Origin of the sequence: Rhizobium sp. CIAT894, from assembly GCF_000172795.2 — a bacterium.
In the GTDB taxonomy this organism is placed as follows: domain Bacteria; phylum Pseudomonadota; class Alphaproteobacteria; order Rhizobiales; family Rhizobiaceae; genus Rhizobium.
On record NZ_CP020947.1, the window covers coordinates 547,762 to 573,412 of the forward strand.

The 25,651-nt window shown below is 62.0% G+C and carries 22 protein-coding genes, 2 tRNA genes and 1 riboswitch; of the genes, 15 read left to right on the forward strand and 9 right to left on the reverse strand.

Features of this window, described 5'->3' with window-relative positions; translation table 11 throughout:
• Positions 1 to 48: 48 nt before the first annotated feature.
• The 3 genes from RHEC894_RS02700 to RHEC894_RS02710 all read right to left on the reverse strand — a co-directional run bounded on the left by RHEC894_RS02700 (position 49) and on the right by RHEC894_RS02710 (position 1,852).
• A complete protein-coding gene (locus RHEC894_RS02700; RefSeq protein ID WP_010068169.1) occupies positions 49 to 522 on the reverse strand; it encodes a hypothetical protein in 474 nt (157 codons plus the stop codon).
• A 173-nt stretch (positions 523 to 695) separates the two neighbouring features.
• Positions 696 to 771: transfer RNA gene (locus RHEC894_RS02705), tRNA-Thr, on the reverse strand.
• 121 nt (positions 772 to 892) lie between these two features.
• On the reverse strand, positions 893 to 1,852 hold the full coding sequence (locus RHEC894_RS02710) for a nitronate monooxygenase family protein (protein WP_085736010.1): 960 nt from the start codon (positions 1,850 to 1,852) through the stop codon (positions 893 to 895).
• Positions 1,853 to 2,140: 288 nt separating this feature from the next.
• On the opposite strand from RHEC894_RS02710, the gene RHEC894_RS02715 reads away from it, so the two are divergent.
• Positions 2,141 to 3,340: a regulator gene (locus RHEC894_RS02715; protein WP_085736011.1), complete on the forward strand. Its 1,200-nt coding sequence runs from the start codon at positions 2,141 to 2,143 to the stop codon at positions 3,338 to 3,340.
• A gap of 349 nt (positions 3,341 to 3,689) precedes the next feature.
• Here the strand turns inward: RHEC894_RS02715 and ppk2 are convergent, their stop codons facing one another.
• Positions 3,690 to 4,571 (reverse strand): polyphosphate kinase 2, encoded by an 882-nt coding sequence (ppk2, locus tag RHEC894_RS02720; protein ID WP_010068273.1) that lies wholly within the window; start codon positions 4,569 to 4,571, stop codon positions 3,690 to 3,692.
• 241 nt (positions 4,572 to 4,812) lie between these two features.
• Here ppk2 and phoR point away from each other — a divergent pair, with 241 nt between their 5' ends.
• From phoR to phoB, 7 genes are all read left to right on the forward strand, one after another.
• On the forward strand, positions 4,813 to 6,036 hold the full coding sequence (gene phoR, locus RHEC894_RS02725; protein WP_085738829.1) for a phosphate regulon sensor histidine kinase PhoR: 1,224 nt from the start codon (positions 4,813 to 4,815) through the stop codon (positions 6,034 to 6,036).
• Between the two features lie 575 nt (positions 6,037 to 6,611).
• Positions 6,612 to 7,646 (forward strand): substrate-binding domain-containing protein, encoded by a 1,035-nt coding sequence (locus RHEC894_RS02730; RefSeq protein ID WP_085736013.1) that lies wholly within the window; start codon positions 6,612 to 6,614, stop codon positions 7,644 to 7,646.
• A gap of 139 nt (positions 7,647 to 7,785) precedes the next feature.
• Positions 7,786 to 9,267 (forward strand): phosphate ABC transporter permease subunit PstC, encoded by a 1,482-nt coding sequence (gene pstC / locus RHEC894_RS02735; RefSeq protein WP_085736015.1) that lies wholly within the window; start codon positions 7,786 to 7,788, stop codon positions 9,265 to 9,267.
• Positions 9,264 to 10,586 (forward strand): phosphate ABC transporter permease PstA, encoded by a 1,323-nt coding sequence (gene pstA / locus RHEC894_RS02740; RefSeq protein ID WP_085736016.1) that lies wholly within the window; start codon positions 9,264 to 9,266, stop codon positions 10,584 to 10,586. Before pstC ends, pstA begins: the two co-directional genes overlap by 4 nt.
• Before the next feature lie 15 nt (positions 10,587 to 10,601).
• On the forward strand, positions 10,602 to 11,417 hold the full coding sequence (gene pstB, locus RHEC894_RS02745) for a phosphate ABC transporter ATP-binding protein PstB (protein ID WP_049732262.1): 816 nt from the start codon (positions 10,602 to 10,604) through the stop codon (positions 11,415 to 11,417).
• 44 nt (positions 11,418 to 11,461) lie between these two features.
• Positions 11,462 to 12,175: a phosphate signaling complex protein PhoU gene (phoU, locus tag RHEC894_RS02750; protein WP_003570614.1), complete on the forward strand. Its 714-nt coding sequence runs from the start codon at positions 11,462 to 11,464 to the stop codon at positions 12,173 to 12,175.
• Between the two features lie 137 nt (positions 12,176 to 12,312).
• The gene (phoB, locus tag RHEC894_RS02755; RefSeq protein ID WP_010068798.1) at positions 12,313 to 12,996 is read left to right on the forward strand and encodes a phosphate regulon transcriptional regulator PhoB; all 684 of its coding nucleotides are present in this window, start codon (positions 12,313 to 12,315) and stop codon (positions 12,994 to 12,996) included.
• Positions 12,997 to 13,584: 588 nt separating this feature from the next.
• Here phoB and RHEC894_RS02760 read toward each other — a convergent pair.
• On the reverse strand, positions 13,585 to 14,127 hold the full coding sequence (locus tag RHEC894_RS02760) for a GcrA family cell cycle regulator (protein ID WP_085736018.1): 543 nt from the start codon (positions 14,125 to 14,127) through the stop codon (positions 13,585 to 13,587).
• Between the two features lie 424 nt (positions 14,128 to 14,551).
• Here RHEC894_RS02760 and RHEC894_RS02765 point away from each other — a divergent pair, with 424 nt between their 5' ends.
• The 4 genes from RHEC894_RS02765 to RHEC894_RS02780 all read left to right on the forward strand — a co-directional run bounded on the left by RHEC894_RS02765 (position 14,552) and on the right by RHEC894_RS02780 (position 18,488).
• Positions 14,552 to 15,751, forward strand: a complete 1,200-nt coding sequence (locus RHEC894_RS02765) for an aspartate aminotransferase family protein (RefSeq protein WP_085736020.1) — start codon at positions 14,552 to 14,554, stop codon at positions 15,749 to 15,751.
• Positions 15,752 to 15,788: 37 nt separating this feature from the next.
• Positions 15,789 to 16,703: an ornithine carbamoyltransferase gene (gene argF / locus RHEC894_RS02770; RefSeq protein ID WP_085736022.1), complete on the forward strand. Its 915-nt coding sequence runs from the start codon at positions 15,789 to 15,791 to the stop codon at positions 16,701 to 16,703.
• Between the two features lie 88 nt (positions 16,704 to 16,791).
• Complete coding sequence (locus tag RHEC894_RS02775) at positions 16,792 to 17,784, forward strand: Hsp33 family molecular chaperone (protein WP_085736023.1); 993 nt, start codon at positions 16,792 to 16,794, stop codon at positions 17,782 to 17,784.
• Between the two features lie 116 nt (positions 17,785 to 17,900).
• Positions 17,901 to 18,488 carry a hypothetical protein gene (locus RHEC894_RS02780; protein WP_164517661.1) on the forward strand — a complete coding sequence of 196 codons (588 nt, stop codon included), beginning with the start codon at positions 17,901 to 17,903 and terminating at the stop codon, positions 18,486 to 18,488.
• A gap of 493 nt (positions 18,489 to 18,981) precedes the next feature.
• Here the strand turns inward: RHEC894_RS02780 and apaG are convergent, their stop codons facing one another.
• Positions 18,982 to 19,374 carry a Co2+/Mg2+ efflux protein ApaG gene (gene apaG, locus RHEC894_RS02785; protein WP_010068797.1) on the reverse strand — a complete coding sequence of 131 codons (393 nt, stop codon included), beginning with the start codon at positions 19,372 to 19,374 and terminating at the stop codon, positions 18,982 to 18,984.
• A gap of 222 nt (positions 19,375 to 19,596) precedes the next feature.
• Positions 19,597 to 20,781 carry an O-succinylhomoserine sulfhydrylase gene (locus tag RHEC894_RS02790; RefSeq protein ID WP_085736025.1) on the reverse strand — a complete coding sequence of 395 codons (1,185 nt, stop codon included), beginning with the start codon at positions 20,779 to 20,781 and terminating at the stop codon, positions 19,597 to 19,599.
• A 42-nt stretch (positions 20,782 to 20,823) separates the two neighbouring features.
• Positions 20,824 to 20,902, reverse strand: a riboswitch (SAM riboswitch).
• Between the two features lie 73 nt (positions 20,903 to 20,975).
• Between RHEC894_RS02790 and RHEC894_RS02795 the strand changes: the two genes are divergently transcribed.
• The gene (locus RHEC894_RS02795; RefSeq protein ID WP_085736026.1) at positions 20,976 to 22,070 is read left to right on the forward strand and encodes a 2'-deoxycytidine 5'-triphosphate deaminase; all 1,095 of its coding nucleotides are present in this window, start codon (positions 20,976 to 20,978) and stop codon (positions 22,068 to 22,070) included.
• Between the two features lie 59 nt (positions 22,071 to 22,129).
• A tRNA-Gly gene (locus RHEC894_RS02800) sits at positions 22,130 to 22,203 on the forward strand.
• An 11-nt stretch (positions 22,204 to 22,214) separates the two neighbouring features.
• Here RHEC894_RS02800 and RHEC894_RS02805 read toward each other — a convergent pair.
• Positions 22,215 to 22,496 carry a hypothetical protein gene (locus RHEC894_RS02805; RefSeq protein WP_085738831.1) on the reverse strand — a complete coding sequence of 94 codons (282 nt, stop codon included), beginning with the start codon at positions 22,494 to 22,496 and terminating at the stop codon, positions 22,215 to 22,217.
• Positions 22,497 to 22,854: 358 nt separating this feature from the next.
• Here RHEC894_RS02805 and RHEC894_RS02810 point away from each other — a divergent pair, with 358 nt between their 5' ends.
• On the forward strand, positions 22,855 to 23,235 hold the full coding sequence (locus RHEC894_RS02810) for a VOC family protein (RefSeq protein ID WP_085736028.1): 381 nt from the start codon (positions 22,855 to 22,857) through the stop codon (positions 23,233 to 23,235).
• Between the two features lie 328 nt (positions 23,236 to 23,563).
• Here RHEC894_RS02810 and RHEC894_RS02815 read toward each other — a convergent pair whose 3' ends face one another.
• Positions 23,564 to 25,573 (reverse strand): methyl-accepting chemotaxis protein, encoded by a 2,010-nt coding sequence (locus RHEC894_RS02815; protein WP_085736029.1) that lies wholly within the window; start codon positions 25,571 to 25,573, stop codon positions 23,564 to 23,566.
• Positions 25,574 to 25,651: the final 78 nt, after the last annotated feature.

Below are 25,651 nucleotides of genomic sequence, written 5' to 3' on the forward strand. Positions count from 1 at the left end.
TACGCTGTCGGGAAAGGCGAGTCCGTGCGATATTACGCAGCCTCCCCGTCATTCGTCATCCATCAAGTGAAACTCCCGCGCCGCCTGAGGGCAGAGAAGGCTGAACTGCTCGATCAGCGGCGGCATCCCCGAAGCGCACGAGACGTCTGAATTCTCAGGTAGTGGGAAAGTGACACTCTGCGGTGTTCCGGCGGAAGGTTCGAAGGATAGCGTGCCTTCGCTGCAATTGGCGGTGGAACGGAAAGTGTCCTCCCCATTCTCTTTCGTGTACATCGCCACGCACTGCTTGACGGTCAGTTTGCCGCCATGGGCTCTTGTCTCCCATCCCGGGTCGCGCTTGCAATATTCCTGGAAATCGGCCCGAGTGAGCTTGCCTTCCATAACTGCTGTGCTTGAATCGATGCCGGTCTTGCTGACGAGCGTTCCGTTCCATCCGGCACATGAGGCGAGAGGGAAGTCTTTTGCCTGCGCAGCGGACAAGCTCAATGTGAAAAGCGCGATGCTGAAAAGCGATGTCCGCATAGATCCTCCCAATTGCTAAACCTGCTCGCGTTCGATCGACATCGGTCACGCATATGCCGATGAAGGACAGCCCGGCCGCCTTGGGTGAAGAAGCCCTCAAGCCGTTGAAGCTTTCCCTGACGACTCGCCAACGCCAGTCTAAAGGTGGATGCAGAATTTTAAGAGAGGAAAAATGGTGCCGCTTGCAGGACTCGAACCTGCGACCCCATCATTACGAATGATGTGCTCTACCACCTGAGCTAAAGCGGCATCTCAGGGCCGAAGCATGCGGCCCGCGATTTGCATGGCGCTGATACAGCCATTGTCCGAAGATTTCAAGCGCCCTCTCATGCCTTTGGCAAAAAAGAGGGAAGGGGCGGGAAGGCGCGCCTCAGAGCGCCAGCCGGGCGCGCGCTGCCTTGTATTCGGCCTCCAGCCGGTCGACGAGTTTTTCCACCGGCTCGACGGCCTTGACGGCGCTGATGCCCTGGCCGCTGCCCCAGATGTCCTTCCAGGCCTTGGCGCCGCCGGTTGCCTGCTCGAAATCCATCTTCGAAGGGTCGGCCAGAGGCAGGTTGTCGGGGTCCATGCCGGCGGCCACGATCGAGGGCTTGAGATAGTTGCCGTGTATGCCGGTGAAATAGTTGGAATAGACGATGTCGCCGGCAGCCCCTTCGACGATCGCCTGCTTGTAGGCTTCGCTGGCGCGCGCCTCTTGCGTGGCGATGAAGGGCGAGCCGATATAGGCCATGTCGGCGCCCATCGCCTCTGCGGCGAGGATGGCGCCGCCGGTGGAAATCGCCCCGGCGAGCAGCAGCGGCCCGTCGAACCATTCGCGGATTTCCTGGATCAGCGCGAAGGGCGAGAGCGTGCCGGCGTGGCCGCCGGCGCCGGCCGCTACCGCAATCAGCCCGTCCGCACCCTTGCGGATGGCCGAATGGGCGTGGCGGTTGTTGATGATGTCGTGCAGCACGATGCCGCCATAGGAATGCACGGCGGCATTGACCTCCGGCACGGCGCCGAGCGAGGAGATCACAACCGGCACCTTGTATTTGACGCAGAGCGACAGGTCATGCTCCAGCCGCTTGTTCGACATGTGGACGATCTGGTTGACGGCAAAGGGGGCGGCCGGCCGATCGGGATGGGCGGCGTCATGACGGGCGAGTTCTTCGGTAATCTCCGCCAGCCATTCGTCGAGCTGGCTTTCCGGCCGGGCGTTCAGCGCCGGAAAGGCGCCGATCACACCCGCCTTGCATTGCGCCAGCGTCAGCTTGGGGTGCGAGATGATGAACAGCGGCGAGCCGATGACCGGCAGTCTCAATTTATCCTTGAGGATCGGGGGCAGGGCCATGGTCCATCGCTTCCATTGACGTTTACGAAAACGTCAATCTCATAACAGAGAAGAAAAGACGATAAAAGAGCGGCTGCCATGCCTTCGCCGATTTCACCGCGAATATATCAGTCCGAGACAGCTCATCATATAAGGTCCGCAAGCGCTGAAACCTGCCGATTATCCCCGCCGATCAACCGCGGCCCGCCCGCGCAAGGCTTGCGGTTTGCCGCACTTGCCGCTACCGAATTTTGATGGAGAACGGCGGGGATTGCAGTCCGATGCCGAGTTCAAGGTGAAGGACTTGACGTGAGCGGATTAGAAACGGCCATCAGAACAGCGCTCGACAATTCCGAGCGCGACAATCCGGAGGTTCGAGCGAGGATCTATCAGTCGGCCCGCCAGGCGCTGGAAGCCGGCCTTCGCAAGCAGGATATCACCGATACCGAGGTCGTCGCCCATCACCGCCATCGCCTGGAAACCACCATCCACGCCATCGAAAGCGAGGAGCGCGACCGCCTTCACCCGCGCCAGAGGCCACCTGAAGTGCCCGTGCCGCCGGTCGTTGAAATGCCGGCGCCGCCGGTTCATCGCAGTGATGTGGCCGATATCGACAATCTCATCGACGGCCCCGCGGCAGATGCACGGAGCCGCGCTCCCGAGGTGGCCCACAGCCGCCGCGACGATTTCAGCCTCGACGACGTGCACGCCGGCAGTACCGACCATCTGGCTGCGGCCCCGGTCGGCGACGAGCGGCTTGCCCGCGGCCAGCGCGCCACCGACATGGATTTCCGCCCGGAGCGGGCGGCAGGCCGCCGCAAGCCGCGCAAATTCTTTTCGAGGCTTCTCGTCTGGTGCGTGCTGCTCGCCTTCATCGGCATCGGCGCCTGGTGGGCGCATACGTCAGGCCTGCTGCTGACGGCGGCCGAACGTGACACCAGCGTCGCCAACCCGCCGGCCAGCACCCAGCCGGAGGATTTCACCGGCAATGACGACAGCGCCGCAAAGGCGACCCCTCACACCGACGAACCGGTGACCATCGATCCGCAGAACAGTTTTTCGGCCGATTGGATCCCGCTGTTCAAGCCCGACGACGCCGACAAGATCCAGAGCGGCCCGCGGGCGCGCACCGAAAAAATCGCCGAGAATGACGGTCCCGCCATCCGCCTGATTTCTGAGAGCGGTGCAGCCGATGGCAATATCGCCATCAGCGTGCCGCCTTCGGTGCTGCAGCAGCTTGCCGGCAAATCCTCGACGATCGCGCTGACGCTGCAGTCGACCAGCGACGAGCCGACGCAGGTCACCGTCGAATGCAATTTCCAGTCGCTCGGCAATTGCGCCCGCCATCGCTTCAACGTCACCCGGGAGAAATCGGATGCGCTGCTGCAGGTGAAGTTCGACCGCTCGCTGGCGCCGAATGCGCCTGGCACGCTTGTCATCAACAGCGATCTCGACGGCAAGGCGCGCGGCATCAACCTCTTCGCCATCCGCATCCTGCCGGGGCAATGATGTGGAATTGCCACCTTTTATTTTACGCGATCCTCACGCAAAACCGCTGGCTCATTTGGTGAAATTCTTCCGGGCGTCTCGCCTCTTGCTCATCTCGCCCCCCACTCTCCGTCATACTCGGGCTTGACCCGAGTATCCATGCCGCAAGCGCTTCGCTTGAATTTGTTGGGCGGCGGTCGCCTCAGTTCAACAGAAATGAAGTGCTCACCCGCATGGATCCTCGGGTCAAGCCCGAGGACGACGGAGGGTGGGGAGCCTGTGTGGCAGTAGCGCGAGCGCGCGGTGATTTTGTGCCAGCCTCGGCGAAGCCAATGGCCCGGCTTTCCGCTCGCCGGCTGTTTCAGAAAACCTATTTCAAGAATCCATGCCCGGAGCCGATGATCTGCTCATCGACAGTGCCGAGCACCTTCTTGTCCTTGCCGTCATAATCCATCCGGTTCAGCATGTGGCGGATCAGTTCGAGCCGCCCCCGCCGCTTGTCGTTGGCGCGGATCACCGTCCAGGGCGCAAAATCCGTATGGGTCTCCTTGAGCATCCGATCGCGCTTGTCGCTGTAATCGTCCCATTTCGTCAGCGCCGCTATATCCATCGACGATAGTTTCCAGACTTTCAGCGGGTCGTGCCGGCGGTCGTGGAAGCGTTTCAGCTGCATCTCGCGGCCGATATCGAGATAGAATTTGAAGAAGAAGATGCCCTCATGGGCGATGATTTTTTCAAGCTGCGGCGCCTGTTTGAGAAAATCCTCGTATTGCTGCGGCGTGCAGAAGCCCATGACCGGTTCGACGCCGGCGCGGTTGTACCAGGAGCGGTCGAACAGCACGAATTCGCCCGCGGTCGGAAACTGCGCGACATAACGCTGGAAATACCATTGCCCCTGTTCGCGCTCGGTCGGTTTCGTCAACGCCACGACGCGGGCAAGGCGAGGGTTCATATTCGCCGCGGAGGCCGAGATCGCCCCGCCCTTGCCGGCTGCATCGCGGCCTTCGAACAGCGCCATCACCCGCTTGCCTGATGCCTGCAGCCAGAACTGCACCTTGACGAGTTCCACCTGCAGCCTTTCCAGCTGCTCGACATAGTCCTCTTCCTTGAGTTTCTTCTTGTAGGGAAATTCGCCGGATTCAAGCGCGTGTTCCTCCACCCAATCCGGCAGAACGGGATCGTCGACATCGAAGATGCGTTTCTCTCCGCGAATATCCAGCGCCACGGCCCTGCTTTCGACGTCCTCGCCCATGTGCTTCTCCTCAGCCCGATCGGTTCTTTCTCTCAGGCGAACACAGTTACCGTTGAAAATCAAATCTTTCGCGGTCGGCCGATAATTTTTCGTGGGTTTCGGCTGCGGCCCTTCGCATCACGGCGGCCTCCGGAAAATTTCTGTCATGAATTGCCGCTATCAGGCAGAGTTCAATATAAATATAAACGAATCGACGCCGCGAGGGCACTTGCAAGACGAAACATCGTGGACAACCAGCCTGTTGGCGCGCATCCGGCGCGAGCGGCCGGTGCTGCTTGCGGCAATCCTCAGCGCCCTTGTCGCCCTTGCCGCTAGCATGAACAAATGGGTTGTGTTTGGTCTCCTGCTGGCCATGGTCCTGACCGCGCTGTTCAAGGAGGCGCCTGTTATCAAGGCCGAAGCCGTCGAGCCGGCGAAGATCGAGCCGGAGGCGCCACCGAGCCGGCTGCCTGAAATTTCCGCCACGCTTTCCGGCCTCGACATCCCGGTCATGGTGCTGTCGGACGACGCCTCGGTGCTCTTCCAGAACCGCGCCGCTGAAAAGGCCTTTGGCGAGATGGCGCTCGGCGCCCATATATCGGCCCGCCTGCGCTCGCCTGGTGTGCTCGACATGGTGCGCGAAACCATCGCCACCAACGCCCCGAACCAGATCGAGCATGCCGAGCGGCTGCCCTCCGAGCGCGTCTATATCGTGCGCAGCGCGCCCATCGAATTCGCGGCCGAAGAGGGCGTGCGCGAGCGTTACTTCATCCTCTCCTTCCGCGATATTTCAGAGGTCCGCCGCATCGATCGCATGCGGTCGGATTTCGTCGCCAATGCCAGCCACGAGCTGCGCACGCCGCTTGCCTCGCTACGCGGCTTCATCGAGACCATCCAGGGGCCGGCGAAGAACGATCTGAAGGCGCAGGCGCGTTTCCTCGCCATCATGTTCGATCAGACGACGCGCATGAGCCGGCTGGTCGACGATCTTTTGTCGCTGTCGCGCCTCGAGCTGAAATCGCACATCGCCCCGGACGAGAAGATCGATCTGGTGCCGCTGCTCGGCCATGTCAGGGATTCGCTGGTGCCGCTGGCAAGGGATGTCGGCGTCGCCATCAACCTGCATCTTCCCGATGGCAAGGTCGAGGTGCTGGGAGACCGCGACGAGCTTGTCCAGGTCTTCGAGAACCTGATGGAAAATGCCTGCAAATACGGCCAGGAGGGGGAGGTCGTCGATGTCTGGCTGAAGAACGGCGCCGGTGAGCCCGTCGAGGTCAGCATCATCGACAAGGGGCCGGGCATTCCGGCCGAGCATGTGCCGCGCCTGACCGAGCGCTTCTACCGCGTCAGCATCGAGGACAGCCGCTCGAAAAAAGGCACCGGCCTCGGCCTCGCCATCGTCAAACACATCCTCACCCGCCACCGCGCCCGCCTGATCGTCAAATCCGAAGTCGGCAAGGGCACGGATTTTACCGTCCGCTTCTGACGTGTCCCATGCGAGGTCTGCGGGGAGCGGAGAGGTTGCCGCATGTCCCTTCTCCCCAGCGGGGGTCCGAAGGACGGGCGAGACCGGTGGCTCGCCCAGGCTGGTGGCCCGCAGGGTCGGATGAGGGGCCACGCGGACATCCTTTAAGTAATTCCCCTTTCAGCAAGCGGATGGTCTAAACCCGCATGAGGACATTGGAAAGACCTACGTCGCTGGCCCCCTCATCCGCCCTACGGGCACCTTCTCCCCGAGGGGAGAAGAGGGAGTCGAGAGGTTGCGGCACGTGCCCCTTCACTCGTTTGCGGGCGTCCGGCAACCGATGGGCCGCTTATGAAAAATTTTGCAATGCCAGGTCGAGTATGCGGTCCAAACTTTGCCGCCCGCCGACGTGATTGGCTGAATGCCGTATAATTTATAATTTAAAAACAACAACATAAACTGTCACAAATGTTTCACCGATTTGACATAAAAGGACGGTGCTTACAGCGCTAAGAGAGTCCCGCCGATGAAAAAAGGCACTGCGAGGGCCTCTCTAAAGGCCGCACTCACACAAGCCCAATGCCGGGAGATTTCTAATGAACACCTTCAAGCTCACCGTTGCCGCGCTCGCTGCAACCGCTGCTTTCGCTGGCGCTGCTGCCGCCCGCGACCAGATTCAGGTTGCTGGTTCGTCCACCGTCCTGCCTTACGCAAAGATCGTTGCCGAATCCTTCGGCGAAACCTTCACCAACTTCAAGACGCCGGTCGTTGAATCCGGCGGCACGGGCGCTGGCCTGAAGGAATTCTGCAAGGGCGTCGGCGAAGACACCATCGACATCGCCAACGCTTCGCGCCCGATCAACAAGAACGAAGCCGAAGCCTGCAAGGCTGCCGGCGTGACCGACATTCAGGAAGTCAAGATCGGTTATGACGGCATCGTCTTCGCAACCGACGCTTCCAACCCTGACGTTGCCTACGTTCCCGCAGACATCTACAAGGCCCTCGCAGCCCAGGTCGTCGTCGACGGCAAGCTCGTCGCCAACCCTTACAAGAAGTGGTCTGAAGTCAACCCGAAGCTTCCGGCTGTTGATATCGCTGCTTACATCCCGGGCGAAAAGCACGGCACCCGCGAAGTCTTCGAACAGAACGTTCTGGCCGCCGGCTGCAAGGCTTCGGGCGCTGTCGACGTTATCGCCAAGGAAATCTCCGACAAGGCCGCCCAGGGCAAGGCTTGCGTCGCAGTCCGCAAGGACGGCGCTGCAGTCGACATCGATGGCGACTATCCGGAAACCCTCGCACGCATCGCCGCCAACAAGACCGGCGTCGGCGTATTCGGCCTTTCCTTCTATGAAAACAATGCCGACAAGCTCAAGGTTGCCAGCGTGAACGGTATCGTTCCGTCGACCGAAACCATTGCCAACGGCACCTACCCGGTTTCCCGTCCGCTGTTCTTCTACGTCAAGAAGGCACATCTCGGCGCCGTTCCGGGCCTGAAGGAATATGTCAACTTCTTCGTATCCGACCAGATGATCGGCCCCGACGGCCCGCTGGCTGAATACGGCCTGGTTGCCGCTCCGGATGCCGAGCGCGACGCGATCCGCAAGGACGTCGAAGCCGGTAAGTCCATGTAATAATTTTGCCGGCGCGGTGTCTCAAAACCCGCGCCGGCATTGCCTTATTCCTTCGCGCGCCGGCGTTTCCGGTGCTGCAGGGTTGAATTCATTCCGCATGATTGGGCTTTTTGGGGCTGCGGGCCTGGGGACGTAACGAATGAGCACATCCATCATACTTTTGTGCCTTGTGGTGATCGGCGCCGCCGCCTATCTTGTCGCGCGCAGCCGGGCCGCAGCACTTGCCGGAGGCAGATCCTCCGCATTGCATTCACGGCCGGCCTATTACGGCGCCTATGCGGCGATCTGGGCGGTTCTTCCCGCCCTCATCGTCCTCTGCGTCTGGCTCTCGGTCAGCCCCGGCATCATCCAATCCGCGGTTCGCGGCGGTTTTCCTGCCGAGGTCAAGACACAAGCCGCCGTCGAGCAGGATCTCGGCTATTCCATGGTGGCGACCGTCGCCCGCGGCCTGACGATGCTGACGGCGGATGAAACCGCCGCCCTCGCCGGCGATCCGGCCGCTCTCCAGGCCAAGCTCAGCGAAAAGGGCGTACCGCTTGCCGGCCAGCCCCAGCCTTACATGCTCGACGCCGCCAAGACGCTCAACGCCATGAGCGCGACGAGCCGCCTCGCCATGACCGCGGTCGTCTTCATTCTGGCCGTTGCCGGCGCCTTCTATGCGCTGCGCGCCATCGCGCCCCGCTTCCGCGCCCGCAACCGGGTCGAGCGCGTCATGCTCTGGGGCCTGCTGCTCGCCTCGTCGATCGCCATCCTGACGACGATCGGCATCGTGCTGTCCATGCTGTCGGAAGCCGCACGCTTCTTTGCCGCCGTTCCCGCCGCCGATTTCTTCTTCGGCACCGTCTGGGATCCGCGTTTTGCCGGCGCCGGCAGCTCGTCCTTCGGCCAGTTCGGCCTAATCCCGCTCCTGCTCGGCACGCTCTATATCGGCCTGGTCGCCATGCTGGTCGCCGTCCCCGTCGGCCTCTTTGCCGCCATCTACATGGCCGAATACGCCTCGCCGAAGCTGCGCGGCGTCGCCAAGCCGCTGCTCGAAGTGCTGGCCGGCATCCCGACGATCGTCTACGGCTTCTTCGCGCTCGTCACCGTCGGCCCGTTCCTGCGCGATTTCTCGGCTCAGATCAGCGGCCTGCTCTCCGGCAGCTACACCAACTTCATTCAGGCACAGAGCGTTCTGACCGCCGGTATCGTCATGGGCATCATGCTGATCCCTTACGTTTCCTCGCTGTCGGACGACATCATCACCGCCGTGCCGCGGGCCCTGCGTGACGGTTCGCTCGGTCTCGGCGCCACCCGCTCCGAAACCATCAAGAAGGTGGTTCTGCCGGCCGCTCTTCCCGGCATCGTCGGCGCATTGCTGATGACGGCCTCGCGCGCCATCGGCGAAACCATGATCGTCGTGCTGGCCGCCGGTGTCGCCGCCCGCATCCAGATCAACCCCTTCGAGCCGATGACGACGGTGACCGTCAAGATCGTCAACCAGCTGACAGGCGACCTCGAGTTCACCTCGCCGCAGACGCTGGTTGCCTTCGCCCTCGGCATCACGCTGTTCTGCATCACGCTTTGCCTCAACATCTATGCGCTCTACATCGTGCGCAAATACCGGGAGCAGTACGAATGACGGATATTGTTTCTCCCACAACAGGCGTCACCGTCTCCAAGGCGCCGGCGCGCCGCGATATCGGCATCAAGCGCCGCTACGCCGCCGAGCGCCGGTTCCAGGCCTATGGCATCGCCGCCATCGCCTTCGGCCTGATCTTCCTGTTCATCCTGCTGTGGACGGTGATCGGCAAGGGCTACACCGCCTTCCAGCAGACGGCGATCACCCTGCCGATCGAATTCACCGAGAAGACGATCGACCCGAACAACAAGCGCGCGACCGATCCTTCGGTGCTGGTCGCCGCCAATTACCCGGTTCTGCTGCGCGATGCGATCGTCAAGCAGCTGAACATCAATGCGTCGAGCAAGCCTGACGTGCGCGATGCAACGGCCATGCTCTCCAAGGGTGCGCCGATCCAGCTGCGCGACATGGTCGTCGCCGACCCGTCGATCATCGGCAAGACCGTCAATGTCACGGTGCTCGCCGACGCCAATATCGACAGCGCCAACAAGGGCCAGATCGATCTCTCCGTCGATGAGAAGAACCGCAAGGTCAACGACAAGCAGGTTGGCTGGATGAACCAGCTGAAGGCGAGCGGGGCTCTCCACAAGCAGTTCAACACCGGCCTCTTCGTCAACGGTAATTCCAGCCGTCCGGAGGCCGCAGGCCTCGGCGTCGCCCTCATCGGCTCGCTCTACCTGATGCTGATCGTGCTGGCGCTCTCCCTGCCGATCGGTGTCGCCGCCTCGATCTATCTCGAGGAGTTTGCCCCGAAGAACCGGCTGACGGATCTGATCGAGGTCAACATCAACAACCTCGCCGCGGTTCCGTCGATCGTCTACGGTCTGCTCGGCCTTTCCGTCTTCATCAATTTCGTCGGCCTGCCGCGTTCGGCCTCGCTGGTCGGCGGCCTGGTGCTGACGCTGATGACCCTGCCGACGATCATCATCGCGACGCGCGCGGCTCTGCGCGCCGTGCCGCCGTCGATCCGCGCCGCAGCCCTTGGTCTCGGCGCCTCGAAGATGCAGATGGTGTTCCACCATGTTCTGCCGCTCGCCATGCCCGGCATCTTGACCGGCACGATCATCGGCCTTGCGCACGCGCTCGGCGAAACCGCGCCGCTGCTCCTCATCGGCATGGTCGCCTTCGTCGCCAACGCGCCGACGACGCCGCTCGATCCCTCGACGGCCCTGCCGGTGCAGGTCTATATGTGGGCCAACGAGGCGGAACGCGCCTTCGTCGAACGGACTTCGGGTGCCATCATCGTCCTGCTCCTGTTCCTGATCGTCATGAACATGGGCGCCATCCTCTTGCGTCGTCGCTTCGAGCGCCGCTGGTAAACGGAGTTAAACATCATGAACATGTTGACCGAAGCTGCAGTTGAAAAGGCGCTGGATCAGAAGATGAGCAACGTCCCGTATAAGATGATCGGCCAGGATGTCTCGGTTTACTACGGCGAGAAGCGCGCGCTTTTCGATGTGAACCTGAACATCCGCGAAAACACCGTAACCGCGCTGATCGGCCCGTCGGGCTGCGGCAAGTCGACCTTCCTGCGGAGCCTGAACCGCATGAACGACACGATCGACGGCTGCCGCGTCGCCGGCAAGATCACCCTCGACGGCGACGATATCTATGATCCCGATATCGACGTCGTCGAACTGCGCGCCCGCGTCGGCATGGTCTTCCAGAAGCCGAACCCGTTCCCGAAGACGATCTACGAAAACGTCTCCTACGGCCCGCGCATCCATGGCCTTGCCAAGTCGAAGGCCGATCTCGACCAGATCGTCGAGACCAGCCTGCAGCGCGCCGGCCTCTGGAACGAGGTCAAGGACCGCGTGCACGAATCCGGCACCGGCCTGTCGGGCGGCCAGCAGCAGCGTCTCTGCATTGCGCGCGCCGTCGCCGTCAGCCCCGAAGTCATCCTGATGGACGAGCCCTGCTCGGCGCTTGACCCGATCGCCACCGCCAAGGTCGAGGAGCTGATCCACGAGCTGCGCGAGAATTACACGATCGTCATCGTCACCCACTCCATGCAGCAGGCCGCGCGCGTCTCGCAGCGCACCGCCATGTTCCACCTCGGCAATCTCGTCGAGGAGAACGACACCGACAAGATGTTCACCAATCCCGACGACCCGCGCACCCAGGACTACATCATGGGCCGCTTCGGCTGATTTTGGCGACAGCAAGCCTTCCCTTTATTCGAGGATAAAGCCCCATGGCATCGACACATATTTATTCTGCCTATGATGATGATCTGAAGTTCCTGTCCCGGCGGATTTCCGAAATGGGCGGCCTGGCCGAGCAGATGGTCGCCGAATCCGTCCGGGCGCTGGTCAACGGCGATACGGCGCTCGCCCAGAAGGTCATCTCCGACGACGTGATCCTCGATCACGCCGAGCGTGAAATCGGCGACAAGGCGATCGTCACCATCGCTCGCCGTCAGCCGATGGCCGCCGACCTGCGCGAAATCATGGGTTCGATCCGCATCGCCGCCGATCTCGAACGCGTCGGCGACCTCGGCAAGAACACCGCCAAGCGCGTCATCGCCGTGCAGAGCACCGGCGTTCCCCGCAAGCTCGCCCGCGGCCTCGAGCATCTGTCCGAGCTGGCGCTCGTCCAGCTCAAGGAAGTGCTCGACGTCTACACGACGCGCGCCGCCGACAAGGCGAGTGCGATCCGCGAGCGCGACAACGAGATCGACGCGATGTACACCTCGCTGTTCCGCGAGCTCTTGACCTACATGATGGAAGATCCGCGCAACATCACCAGTTGCACGCATCTTCTCTTCTGCGCCAAGAACATCGAGCGCATCGGCGATCACGCCACCAACATTGCCGAGACCATCTATTACATGGCGACCGGCGCGCAGCCGGAAGGCGATCGTCCGAAGGACGACAGCGCCAACACCGTCGGCGCGGTCACGGAATAACCGCCTAAACCAGACGATTGCGTGCGCGCCCATGTGGGGCGCGCAAAGAGGTCGCAGCCAATTTTTGTGAATTTGCGCAGGATGCATTGCTTAAATCACCCCCGGTTTAAGGATCATGCGCGAGGAGACCGACACGCATGATCCCGAGAGTTGCAGTTGTTGAAGACGAAGAGGCCCTGAGCGTGCTTCTTCGCTACAATCTCGAAGCCGAAGGCTTCGAGGTCGATACCATCCTTCGTGGCGACGAAGCCGAAATGCGGCTTCAGGAGCGCACGCCCGATCTTCTCATCCTCGATTGGATGCTGCCCGGCGTCTCCGGCATCGAGCTCTGCCGGCGCCTGCGCATGCGGCCGGAAACCGAGCGCCTGCCGATCATCATGCTGACGGCGCGCGGCGAAGAGAGCGAACGTGTCCGCGGACTGTCGACGGGGGCCGACGATTACGTCGTCAAGCCCTTCTCGACCCCGGAACTCGTTGCCCGCGTCAAGGCGATGCTGCGCCGCGCCCGCCCCGAGGTGCTGTCGACGGTGCTGAAATGCGGCGATATCGAACTCGACCGCGAAACCCACCGCGTCCATCGCAAGAGCCGCGAAGTCCGCCTCGGCCCGACCGAATTCCGCCTGCTGGAATTCCTGATGTCGTCGCCGGGCCGGGTCTTCTCCCGCTCACAGCTTCTCGACGGCGTCTGGGGTCACGACATCTATGTCGACGAACGCACCGTCGACGTCCATGTCGGCCGCCTGCGCAAGGCGCTGAATTTCTCCAACATGCAGGATGTCATCCGCACCGTCCGCGGCGCCGGTTATTCGATGGAAGCCTGAGGGGTTTCAGCGGAAGTTCGGGGGCGGTTTGGGTCGCTTTACAGAGCTGGCTCCTGCAGCTCATAGGAGCTGTTTCTGCAGGCCTCGCTGTTCCTGCCGCCCTGCTTCCCCCACCCTCCGTCGTCCTCGGGCTTGACCCGAGGACCCATGGCCGCGAGCGCTGCGTTGGCTTTCACACTGACAAAGGGGGCCGTAGCCGAACAAATTCAAGCGCAGTGCTAGCGGCATGGATACTCGGGTCAAGCCCGAGTATGACGGAGAGTGGGGGGCGAGATGGGCAAGAAGCGAGACGTCCGGAAGAATTTCAGCAAATGAGCCAGCGGTTTTGCGTGGTGATCGCGTAAAGTAAAAGGCGGCAATAAAATCAGCGCGTAGTTCGCTATTTGTGGCGGAGTCTCCCCACCCTCCGTCGTCCTCGGGCTTGACCCGAGGACCCATGCGGCAAGCACTGTGTTCGTAAAAAGCGACCACAAGATAGAGCTCATCTCACTTGGAGTTCCAGCCAAAACCCCGAAGCGTTCGCGTCACCCACGCACAAAAAAACGGGCCGCGCGGCCCGTTTTTGCATGTCGACAATGTCTTACCTGCTCAGCCGACCCGCGCTGCTGCCCGGCGGCGTTCGTTGACCGGCTGGTAGGCGAGCTTCTGGTGATAGCTGCAATAGGGCGAATTGTCGGGGGATTCGCAGCCGCAGAAGTGGAAGTCATCCTTCAGCGGATCGCCGACCGGCCACTTGCAGGTGCGTTCGGTCAGTTCCGTCAGGCCGAGGCGGCGCGAGATCGGCACGACCACGTTGCCCTTCGGCACATATTCCATTTCCTCGACCGTTTCGATCTCGATCTCTTCCTTCAGCATCGTCGCGCCCTGCTGGCGGGTAACGGTGCGGGTGGTGGTGGTGGTGATGCGAGAGGCGTAGTTCGGTGCGCGCGGCGCCGATGTGGTGCGCTTCGGCGTTCGCGCGGCGGTGTTCGTGCCGCCGGCCTTGGCGCGGCCCGGAAGGCTCAGCCGGTGCACCTTGCCGATAACAGCGTTTCTGCTGACACCGCCAAGTTGTGCCGCGATCTGGCTCGCGCTCAGTCCTTCGGCCCAAAGTTTCTTGAGTTTCTCGACCCGCTCGTCTGTCCAGTTCATGCCCTGTCTCCACCTTTCGCGTTGGTGATGGCAGAATCCCTCACCGTTGTCCCGGAAGGCTCCGAAACAAGAAACGCCCGATCAATTTTGGTGACTAGTTCCGCCGCATGCAGTCTAGTAATTGAACTTTAACCTAGTGTGAGCCTGACTCCCTGACAAGAGTCGCGGGAATCCGGATGAATCGAATTCCGAGTTTTCCCCAACTTGCTGCCCCGGCGTGTCATTTCTGCAATAATGCCTGTTGAAGACTGAAAATGCTGCTGTACACCCTTGCTGCATGCGCTAAGGGCGCAGTTTTGTTGACATTGCAGCGCGAAAAGGAAATAGTGCCAGTCGCCGCCGCAAGGCGGCATTTTTGATTTTTCGGGCCTGGTTTTCTTAGCCGGAGTCCGGTGATTGACAACGCTGATCGGGAGACCGCGCCATGGCTGAAGCCGCGCCGCTTTATGACACCTATTCTCGTGCCCCGCTGCGGTTCGAGCGAGGCGAGGGCGTGTGGCTGATTACCGAGAGCGGCGAACGATATCTCGATTTCGGCGCCGGCGTCGCCGTCACCTCGGTCGGCCACGGCAATCCGCATGTCGTGGGCGCATTGAAGGAGCAGGCCGACAAGGTCTGGCACCTCTCCAACATCTATGAGATCCCCGGCCAGGAGCGCCTGGCAAAGAGGCTGACGGACGCCACCTTCGCCGACAAGGTGTTCTTCACCAATTCGGGCGCCGAGGCGCTCGAATGCGCGATCAAGACGGCGCGCCGCTATCAGTTTTCCAAGGGCCATCCCGAGCGCTTCCATATCATCACCTTCGAAGGCGCCTTCCATGGCCGGACACTGGCGACGATCGCTGCCGGCGGCCAGGAGAAATATCTCGAAGGTTTCGGCCCCAAGGCGCCGGGTTTCGATCAGGTGGCTTTCGGCGATATCGAAGCGGTGCGCGCCGCCATCACGGATGCGACGGCGGCCATCCTCGTCGAGCCGGTGCAGGGCGAGGGCGGCGTGCGCCCCGCCACCCCCGGGTTCATGAAGGCGCTGCGCCAGATCTGCGACGAACACGGCCTGCTGCTGATCCTCGACGAAGTCCAGACCGGCGTCGGCCGCACCGGCAAGCTGTTCGCCCATGAATGGTCGGGCATCACCCCCGACATCATGGCTGTCGCCAAGGGCATCGGCGGCGGCTTCCCGCTCGGCGCCTGCCTTGCCACGGCGGAAGCCGCCTCCGGCATGAAGGCCGGCACGCATGGTTCGACCTATGGCGGCAATCCGCTGGCCATGGCCGTCGGCAGCGCCGTGCTCGACGTCATTCTGGCCGACGGCTTCCTCCAGCAGGTGCGCGACGTCGCGTTGGTCTTCCGCCAGGGGCTGGCGTCACTGAAGGATCGTTATCCCGATGTGATCGAAGATATCAGGGGCGAGGGGCTGCTGCTCGGCGTCAAGGCCGCCATTCCCTCGGCCGAACTGCTGCAGGCGATCCGCGCCGCCCATCTGCTCGGCGTGCCCGCCGGCGACAACGTCATCCGCCTTCTTCCGCCGCTCGTCGTCACCGCCGAGGAAGCTCGCGAGGGCCTCGCCCGCCTCGAGCGCGCTGCCGAAAGCATCCGCGCCGCCAAGATCAAGAAGACGGCTTGAAGGGATTGCGCCTTCGGGCGCACGACAGGTTAACAACATGGCTCCTAAACATTTCCTCGATCTTTCGGCGGTCACCTCAGCCGACCTCAGAACCATCATGAACGATGCGCTCGCCCGCAAGCAGGCCTTCAAGGCCGGCACCGGCGACAAGCCGCTCGCCGGCAAGATGCTGGCGATGATCTTCGAAAAGCCGTCGACGCGCACCCGCGTCTCCTTCGATGTCGGCATGCGCCAGCTCGGCGGCGAAACGCTGTTCCTGTCCGGCACCGAGATGCAGCTCGGCCGCGCCGAGACGATCGGCGACACCGCCAAGGTGCTGTCGCGTTATGTCGATGCGATCATGATCCGCACCACCGAGCATTCGCGCCTGCTGGAGCTTGCCGAGCATGCGACGGTGCCGGTGATCAATGCGCTGACGGATGACACCCACCCCTGCCAGATCATGGCCGATATCATGACCTTCGAAGAGCATCGCGGGTCGATCAAGGGCAAGACCATCGCCTGGACCGGCGACGGCAACAATGTGCTGCATTCGCTGGTCGAAGGCGCCGCCCGCTTCGGTTACCGCATGAACATGGCCGTCCCCCTTGGTTCGGAGCCCAAGGATCACTATCTGAACTGGGCCCGCAATGAGGGCGCCGAAATCATGCTCTGCCATGATGCCGACCGTGCGGTCGAAGGCGTCGATTGCGTGGTGACCGATACCTGGGTCTCCATGAATCAGGAACATCGGGCCCGGGGTCACAATGTCTTCCAGCCTTACCAGGTCAACGCGGCCTTGATGGCGAAGGCCGGCAATGATGCATTGTTCATGCATTGCCTGCCTGCTCATCGCGGTGAGGAAGTGACGGACGAGGTGATCGACGGTCCGCAATCCGTGGTCTTCGATGAAGCGGAAAACCGTCTTCATGCGCAGAAGTCGATTCTAGCTTGGTGCCTGGGCGCGATCTGAACCATAATCGGACGCCGCGTGTGAAAAACGCGCGGCCGCGCGAGCGAAGGGCACCCTGTCCTTTCGCTTGAAAACTAGGAGTGAATCCATGGCAGAAGCTGCAGCCGCCCTCGGCCAGTTCGATTTCGCCGGCGATGACCATGTCGTCCCCTTTCAGGTGGAGGGTCTGGATGTGCGCGGCCGCGCCGTCCAGCTCGGCCCGATGCTCGACGCCATCCTCGAGCGCCATCATTATCCCGCCCCCGTCGCCCGGCTGCTTGCCGAAGTCGTGGTGCTGACGGTGCTGCTCGGCACCTCGCTGAAATTCGACGGCAAATTCACCGTGCAGACCAAGGGCGATGGCCCGGTCGATCTTCTCGTCGCCGATTTCTCGACGCCGGAAAATGTCCGTGCCTATGCCCGTTTCGACCAGGCGCTGCTCAACAAGGCGGTTGCCGCTGGGGAAACAGAGCCGGAGCAATTGCTCGGCCGGGGCGTGCTCGCCTTCACCATCGACCAGGGCAAGTTCGGCCAGCCCTACCAGGGCATCGTCGAACTCGACGGCACCTCGCTCGAGGAGATTGCCGGCGTCTATTTCCGCCAGTCGGAGCAGATCCCGACGCGCGTGCGGCTGGCTGCGGCCGAGCTCCTCGATCGCGACGAGGCCGGCAAGCCGCGCCATCGCTGGCGGGCAGGCGGCCTTGTCGCCCAGTTCCTGCCGGAAGCGCCGGAGCGCATGCGCCAGCCCGATCTCCATGGCGGCGACGGCGATACCGGCAGCCGCCTGCATGGTGAGGACGATGCCTGGCTCGAAGCCCGTTCGCTGGTCGAGACCATCGATGCCGATGAACTGACGGACCCGCTTGTCGGGACCGAACGGCTGCTGTTTCGCCTGTTCCACGAGCGCGGCGTGCGCGTCTACGAACCCCGCGCCGTCTTCGACCGCTGCAGCTGCTCGCGGGAAAAGATCGGCGGCGTGCTGAAGGGCTTTTCGGCTGAGGAGATCGAGGCCAGCCAGGAAAACGGCGAAATCGCCGTGACCTGCGAATTCTGCTCGACCACCTACCGCTTCGAAACGGTGGAGCTTCAGCCGGCCGAGTAGGCTCGGTTGAGCACGCACAGAACAAATACAAAAGATTAGCGATGATGCAGCACGGTGACTCGACTTTTGGTAGTCACTGTGCACCATTTATCCAACTGGTTCGGGGATGGGACTTCATGCGCATTTTTTATTTCGTAGTCGCATTCATGGCTGCGATGCCACAAATTGGCTTGGCTGATGATAAGGCAATCCAATGGAAAGAGGTCGGGGGCTGGACCGTGGCTGTCGACCCGACTTTAGACAATGGCTGTTTTGTTCTGACGTCCTTTGATGACGACACCATTTTTCGTCTTGGCTTCAATTTCCGAAAAAAGGACAAACCTCTGTACATTCTGCTCGGAAATCCGAACTGGAAATCCTTGGAGAAAGGTAAGCATTATCCCATCGAACTCTCGTTAGACCAGACTCAATGGACGGCTGATGCGAGAGGTCTGGATCTCGACGGCCTCAAATCATTGTGGATCGATACCGACGATACCGACTTGATTGAGGAGTTCTCTGGTAAACTGAGTTTCCGCGCCCGCTTTAACGGAAAAGAGATTGTTGCCCTCGGTCTGAAAGATTCCGAGAGGGCAGCGGATGAGTTGCTCGCCTGCCAAAAGGCGGTAAACGATGCGGTCATGAAACAGCCGGCGTCGCCACAATCAAAAGATCCGTTCGAAGCAAAGCCAGGCACCCAGGCCTCGGATCCTTTCGACCTTTAGTCGATTGATGACTGGACAAGCCCGGGGATCCACGACCGCGGGCACGGCGTCCATGTTGGTACTGACTGGAGGGCTGCAGCCGGCCGCGTCCGAGCGCAGTGCTTGCCGCATGGGTCCTCGGGTCAAGCCCGAGGACGACGGAGGGTGGGGAGAAACGAGCGGCAAGAGGCGGGACGTCTCGGAATTCCAGCAAAATGCGCAAACGATTTTGCGTTAATGCATGTCGCTCGGAAGTATACAGCGGTTCCGGGATAACGACATGCATCAAAACAAAGAGCCAAAGCGCGTCGCATGAATCAAGTTTGACGCGACGCGCTTTAGAAGCAGGTAAAGCAAACCCCACGTCCAACAAAACGCTGCACACTTTTAATGAATTTGCTCCCGTCCGCTCGCCTCTTGCCGGTCGTTATCCCCACCCTCCGTCGTCCTCGGGCTTGACCCGAGGACCCATGCGGCAAGCACGGCGTTCGTGTTCGAACTGACAAGCGCCCCCTCAGTTCAACACGCGCAGCAGCCCCGGCGAATCCAGCGAGAAGGCGGGGATGTCGACATCGAACAGCTCGCCTTCGTCCGTTTCCATCTGATAATGGCCGAACATCAGCCCGGATGGGGTGTCGAGCGGGCAGCCGGAGGAATATTCGTAGGTGTCGCCGGGGCTGAGCCGCGGTTGTTCGCCGACGACGCCGGGGCCGGTCACCTCGTCGACCACGCCGTTCTGGTCGGTGATGTTCCAGTAGCGGTTGACCAGGCGAACAGCGACACCGGAATTGTTGCTGATGACAATCCGGTAACCCCAGACATAGCGATCGTCTTCCGGATCGGATTGCTCCTCCAGGTAAAACGGCTCGACAACGACTTCGATCTCTCTTGTGAAAGCGCGATACATGCCTGGCACCTTAGTCAAGATACGTTACCCATATCTTATAAGAGGCGCTGTCCGTCAAGAAACGGAACGTTGATCGGCGATGAAACAGCTATGATCGAAAGGTTTTCGATCGTTAAGCCTAATTCTCAGTGTTAATTTACTTCGCAATGCCGCCACGGGCGAACCTTGTTCCACTCACGCAGCGGCCGGATTCGGATGAAGTCCGGCCGCTAAATCAGTCGATCAGGCCGAAACCTTGGCAAGCGCTTTCGCGAAATCCTCGATCAGGTCGTCGGTATCCTCGATGCCGGCCGAAAGCCGCACCGTGCCCGCGGAAATGCCGAGTTCGGCGCGCGCCTCTTCCGACAGGTTCTTGTGCGTCGTCGTGGCCGGATGGGTGATCAGGCTCTTGCTGTCGCCGAGATTGTTGGAAATCTTGATGATCTCGAGCGCGTTCTGCAGCGCGAAGGCCGCCTCCTTGCCACCCTTCAGCTCGAAGCAGACCAGCGTCGAGCCGCCGGTCATCTGCTTGGCGATGATATCGGCCTGCGGATGGTCCTTGCGGCCGGGATAGATCACCTTGGCGACCTTGCCTTGCTCGGCCAGGAAATCGGCGATCTTCGCCGCATTCTGCGTCTGCTGCTTGACGCGCAGCGGCAGCGTTTCGATGCCCTTCAAGAGCGTCCAGGCATTGAACGGCGACATGGCCGGGCCGGTATGGCGGAAGTAATCGTGCAGGTTCTCATCGATCCATGCCTTGTCTGATAGCACCACGCCGCCGAGGCAGCGGCCCTGGCCGTCAATGTGCTTGGTGGCGGAATAGACGACGATATGGGCGCCGAGTTCCAGCGGCTTCTGGAACAGAGGGGTGGCAAACACATTGTCGACCACGACCTTGGCGCCGACCTGGTTGGCGAGCTTGGCGACGCCTGATATATCGACCACTTCGAGCGTCGGGTTGGTCGGGCTTTCCAGGAAGAACACCTTGGTATTCGGCCGGATCGCCTCTTCCCAGTTTGCGAGATCCCGGCCGTCGACCAGCGTGCATTCGATGCCGTATTTCGGCGCCAGTGTCTCCACCACCCAGCGGCAGGAGCCGAAGAGGGCGCGCGCGGCGACGATGTGGTCGCCTGATTTGACCTGGCAGAGGATCGCAGCACTGACGGCCGCCATGCCGGAAGCCGTGGCGCGGGCGTCTTCGGCGCCTTCGAGCATGCACATGCGCTTTTCGAACATGTCGTTGGTCGGGCTGCCGTAGCGGGCATAGATATAGCCGTCCGTCTCGCCCTTGAAGCGCGCTTCGGCCGCCTCGGACGTGTCATAGACGAAGCCCTGCGTGAGATAGATCGCCTCGGATGTTTCGCCATATTGCGAACGCAGCGTGCCGCCGTGGACGAGTTGGGTTGCCGGGCGCCAGGTCTTGCTCATGCTATCACCTTCACATAACAAAAAAACCGGTCGCAAAAGCAGACCGGTTTCAACCCGGTCTTTTTAGCCACTTGTTTAACGTGGCTGCAAGCCGACCGGCCAAATCACCACGGGATAATTCTGCAATACTGCTGTTGGCGGCTTGCGTCAATTCCCCGAGTTTGGTTTTGTCGGCGGCAAATGATGGATGAGGCATGATGGCTCGCGAAACGGGAATTCTGGCGGACCGCGCGATATCGGCGCTGTTTGAAACGGGGCGTCTGATCTCCGAACGCGAGTTGGACCGCGACCAGATCCAGCCGGCAAGCCTCGACCTGCGCTTGGGCGCCAAGGCTTTTCGGGTGCGCGCCAGCTTCATGCCCGGCCCCTCGCATCTGGTGTCGGATAAGCTCGACCGGCTCAGCCTGCATGTGATCGACCTTTCCGAAGGCGCGGTGCTCGAGACCGGCTGCGTCTACATCGTGCCGCTGATGGAGAGCTTGGCGCTGCCGGCCGACATGTCGGCCTCGGCCAATCCGAAGAGCTCGACCGGCCGCCTCGATATCTTCACCCGCGTCATCACCGATTACGCCCAGGAATTCGACAAGATCCCGGCGGGCTATGCCGGCCCCCTCTATCTCGAAATCAGCCCGCGCACCTTCCCGATCGTCGTGCGCCGTGGCTCGCGCCTGTCGCAGATCCGCTTCCGCGTCGGCCAGTCCCTGCTCGGCGAGCCGGAACTGTTGAAGCTGCATGAGAGCGAGACGCTGGTTGCCAGCAAGCTGCCCAACGTCTCGGGCGGCGGCATCGCGCTGTCGATCGATCTCGCCGGCGACAAGGACGGCCTGATCGGCTATCGCGGCAAGCATCACACTGCCGTCGTCGATGTCGACAAGAAAGATCAGCACGACATCTATGATTTCTGGGAGCCGCTCTATAGCCGCGGCCGCAACGAGCTGATCCTCGATCCCGACGAGTTCTACATCCTCGTCTCGCGCGAGGCCGTGCATGTGCCGCCGGATTATGCCGCCGAAATGACCCCCTTCGATCCGCTGGTCGGCGAATTCCGCGTCCATTATGCCGGCTTCTTCGATCCGGGCTTCGGCCATGCGCCGGCCGGCGGCCGCGGCAGCCGCGCCGTGCTCGAAGTGCGCAGCCACGAAGTGCCCTTCATTCTCGAAGACGGCCAGATCGTCGGCCGCCTGGTCTACGAGCACATGCAGGAAAAACCCGCCAGCCTCTACGGCTCCGGCCTCGGCTCCAACTACCAGGCCCAGGGCCTCAAACTCTCGAAGCACTTCCGCATCTGACGGGCAGCACTCGACGCGACTTGACAGCGGCCCCCATCTGTTGGAAATCTCGCATCATCGCGGGTGTAGCTCAATGGTAGAGCAGCAGCTTCCCAAGCTGAATACGAGGGTTCGATTCCCTTCACCCGCTCCAGCTGCCTTCTTCTAATCCCCAAAAAACCGGATCGGCTTGTATCGGCGGTGCGCGATGATCAGGCTGCGATCGGGCTGAATGATGTAGGTTTCCTCTACCTGCTGGCCGTATTGGTCGATAAAATCATGCGGGAAGCTGGACCCGGGTGGTGATTTGGTGAGCTTGCTGCGCGGCTGGCCGTTATAGGTGATGCTGCCCGGGATCGGCTCGAGGCCGGGGCCGCTATAGTAGGAAACGCTGTTGCACCCGGCAAGAATAAGGGTGCCGATCAGGCCGATGAGTGCGGGTTTCATGTCCATCCCTTCCGATGCGCCGAAGCCGCGATCTTACTCCTGATTGCATCGTGCTCGCCAGACGAAACGGCATCTGCGCCTTCACGCCTTCGCGAAACATCGCCTGGAGCGCCGTGATCGCTTCCGCCTTTCCATTGCCGAAACCACCGCCGTCTGCTAGATCGGCATCGTCGAAAAAGGCAGGATCGGTTGAGGTAAGCCCGATCCCTTCCGCGAGAGCGCGTGAGCGCTCTTACGAAGCTCTGCTCCGTGCCACGGCACGAGAACCCGCGACGTGATCCGCATCAAGATGCGGGATCCCGGCGGCGTGCGGAGACGGCAAAAGGCAGTCCCGGGATTTTTTCGAACGGAGACTGTCATGCGCCTGAACCATCTCGATTTCCACGTTCCCGATATTGCTGCAACAGCGGATTTCTTCATCCGCCATTTCGGCCTGACGCTGAAGGATATGCGCGGCCAGAACGGCCTGGCGATTCTGAGCGACGACGCCGGCCTCGAAATCGTCCTCAGCCACCCGATCGCCAAGTTCGGCACTGCCGACCAGGTGGAGATAGGCCGCCAGACCTATCACATCGGCTTCATCCTGCCTGAAAGGGGTGACGTCGATACTGTCCATGCCGGGCTTGTTGCCGCTGGCGCGGCGCTGTCCGGTCCGCCGGCCGCCATGCGCGGCGGCTGGCTGTTCTATTGCACGGCGCCGGGGAATATCCTCGTCGAGGTGGGTTGGCGGCCGGGTTAGAGTGGGACGGAGCCGGTAAACGCGGCTAAGAGGGACATGCCGCGACCTCGCGATTCCCTCTTCTCCCCGGCGGGGAGAAGGTGCCCGTAGGGCGGATGAGGGGGCCGGCGAAGCCGGTCTTTCCAGCTACGTCCATGCAGGCTTCGATGGTGGGGTAGATTATGACGAGAGGGAAGTCCGGGTAGCCCCCTCATCCGCCTGCCGGCACCTTCTCCCCGAGGGGAGAAGAGACTTGTGGTTGCCTCTCAGTTCCTCGCCCACCGCTCGCAAGCAAGCCGTCATCGAGGGTGAGGGGCAAATCACAGGGCGCGAACCGGACATCTGTGTCTCAGAACTCCGTCCAATCCCCATCCGGGCTTTTCGGCGCGCTGCTGCCGGCGCCGAAGGCGTTGGCAAGCGTTTGGCCGAGGGCGCGGGCGGGGGAGGCGGCCGGGCGGGTCGTGCCTTCCCTGGCGACGCGGATCGATGCCTTGGCTGCGGCCGGGCGCGTGGGCGCGCGCGGTGCTGCGGCCGGCGGCCGGGTGGAGGCGATCGGGGCGGCGGCGGCGAGGCTGCCGGTGCCGGTCAGCCGGAACTGGCCGAGCAGGTTGTTGAGCGCTGCCGCTTCGGTGGCAAGGCCGTGGCTGGCCGCCGTCGACTGCTCGACCATCGCCGCATTCTGCTGCGTGCCCTGGTCCATGGTGTTGACGGCGGTGTTGATCTCCTGCAGCCCGATCGACTGTTCACGCGCGGCTTCGGCGATCGCGTGGACGTGTTGGTTGATCTCCTGCACCTCGGCGACGATCGAGTCGAGCGCCTTGCCGGTTTCGCCGACCAGCGAGACGCCGGTCTGCACATGCGTGCCGGAATTGGTGATCAGGTCCTTGATTTCCTTGGCTGCCTTGGCCGAGCGCTGGGCGAGCTCGCGCACTTCCTGGGCGACGACCGCAAAACCCTTGCCGGCCTCACCGGCACGTGCGGCTTCGACGCCGGCATTGAGCGCCAGCAGATTGGTCTGGAAGGCAATGTCGTCGATGACGCCGATGATGTTGCCGATCGCAACCGAAGACTGCTCGATCTGCTGCATGGCGGAGACCGCCTTGCGGACGATCTCGCCGGATTTTTCGGCGCCGAGGCGGGTGCGGGCGACGAGCTGGCTCGCCTCCTCGGCGCGCTTGGCGGCGTCGCGCACCGTGGTAGTGATCTCTTCGAGCGCCGCCGCCGTTTCTTCGACGGAGGCCGATTGCTGTTCCGTCCGTTGGGAAAGCTGGTCTGCGGAAGAGCGGATCTCGTTGGCGCCGGCACCGATCGCCCGGGCATTGGCGCCGACCGTATGCATGGTCTCGTTGAGCTTCTCGACCGAGTTGTTGAAATCCTGGCGCAGCGCATCGAGATGGGCAACGAAAGGCTGGTCGATATGCGAGGCGAGATCGCCGGCGGCCAGGCGGCGCAGGCCGTCGCCGAGGGCTGCGACGGCACGGTCGAGTTCGCCGGCTTCGCGGGCTTTCTGCGCCTCGCGATCACGACGCTCGCCGTCGCTGACATCGCGGTCGGCTTCGGCGCGAGCTTCGATCCGGGCTCGCTCGATCGCGTTGTCGCGGAAGATCGATACGGCCTTTGCCATCTGGCCGACTTCGTCGCCACGGTCGAGGCCGCTGACCTCGCTTGTGGTGTCACCTTCTGCAAGCCGGGCCATGCGCAGGCGCAGCTCGGTCATCGGGCCGGTGATGCCTTTCTGCGCCACGAGCACGCCGAAACCGATCGCGGCGAGCACGGCGATGCTGATCAGGGCGAAGCTGAAGGTGATCTGGCCGTTGACGGAAGCCGAAAGCGCGTCGCCGCCGTCGTTGAGCAAGGCCATCATCGCATCGTTGTTGGCGATCATCTTCGGCGTCAGCGCATCGAGCTTGGTATTGATCAGGGCGGCATTCGCCAGTGCGCCGGCGCTGTCCTTGGCCTTGCTCTGTTCGATGATCTTGTTCGCCAGCGCTTCGATTTCATCGATGCCGGCCTGGATGTCGTCGATCGCGGCCTTGCGGCTCGGTACCAGAACCAGCGCCTGTTTCAGCCGGTCACGGGCCTGCGGCAGCCTGCTCGGCGTGGCCAGCGTCGCCTGGAATGCCGGCGTATCGGGTTTCATTTCGGCAAGCAGAGTAACTTGCAGCACCGAGGCCACGACCGATGCGCTGGCGCGCGCGCTCAGCATCGAGGCCGTCGCTTCATGATCGATGAAGGCGCCGTAGGCGGCGTCCGCCCGGCGGAATTCGGAGATGACATAGATCAGCCCGGCCATCGTGATCAGTCCGAGCAGCGCCACGACCGATATGATTTTCGTGCGGATTTTCAGATGCTTCAACATGGAAATGTCACCCGGTTGACTGGGGCGCGTCGCGCGCCCGGTGCTTTTGAAATCAATTGCTGCAGAAAAAAGCGCTGC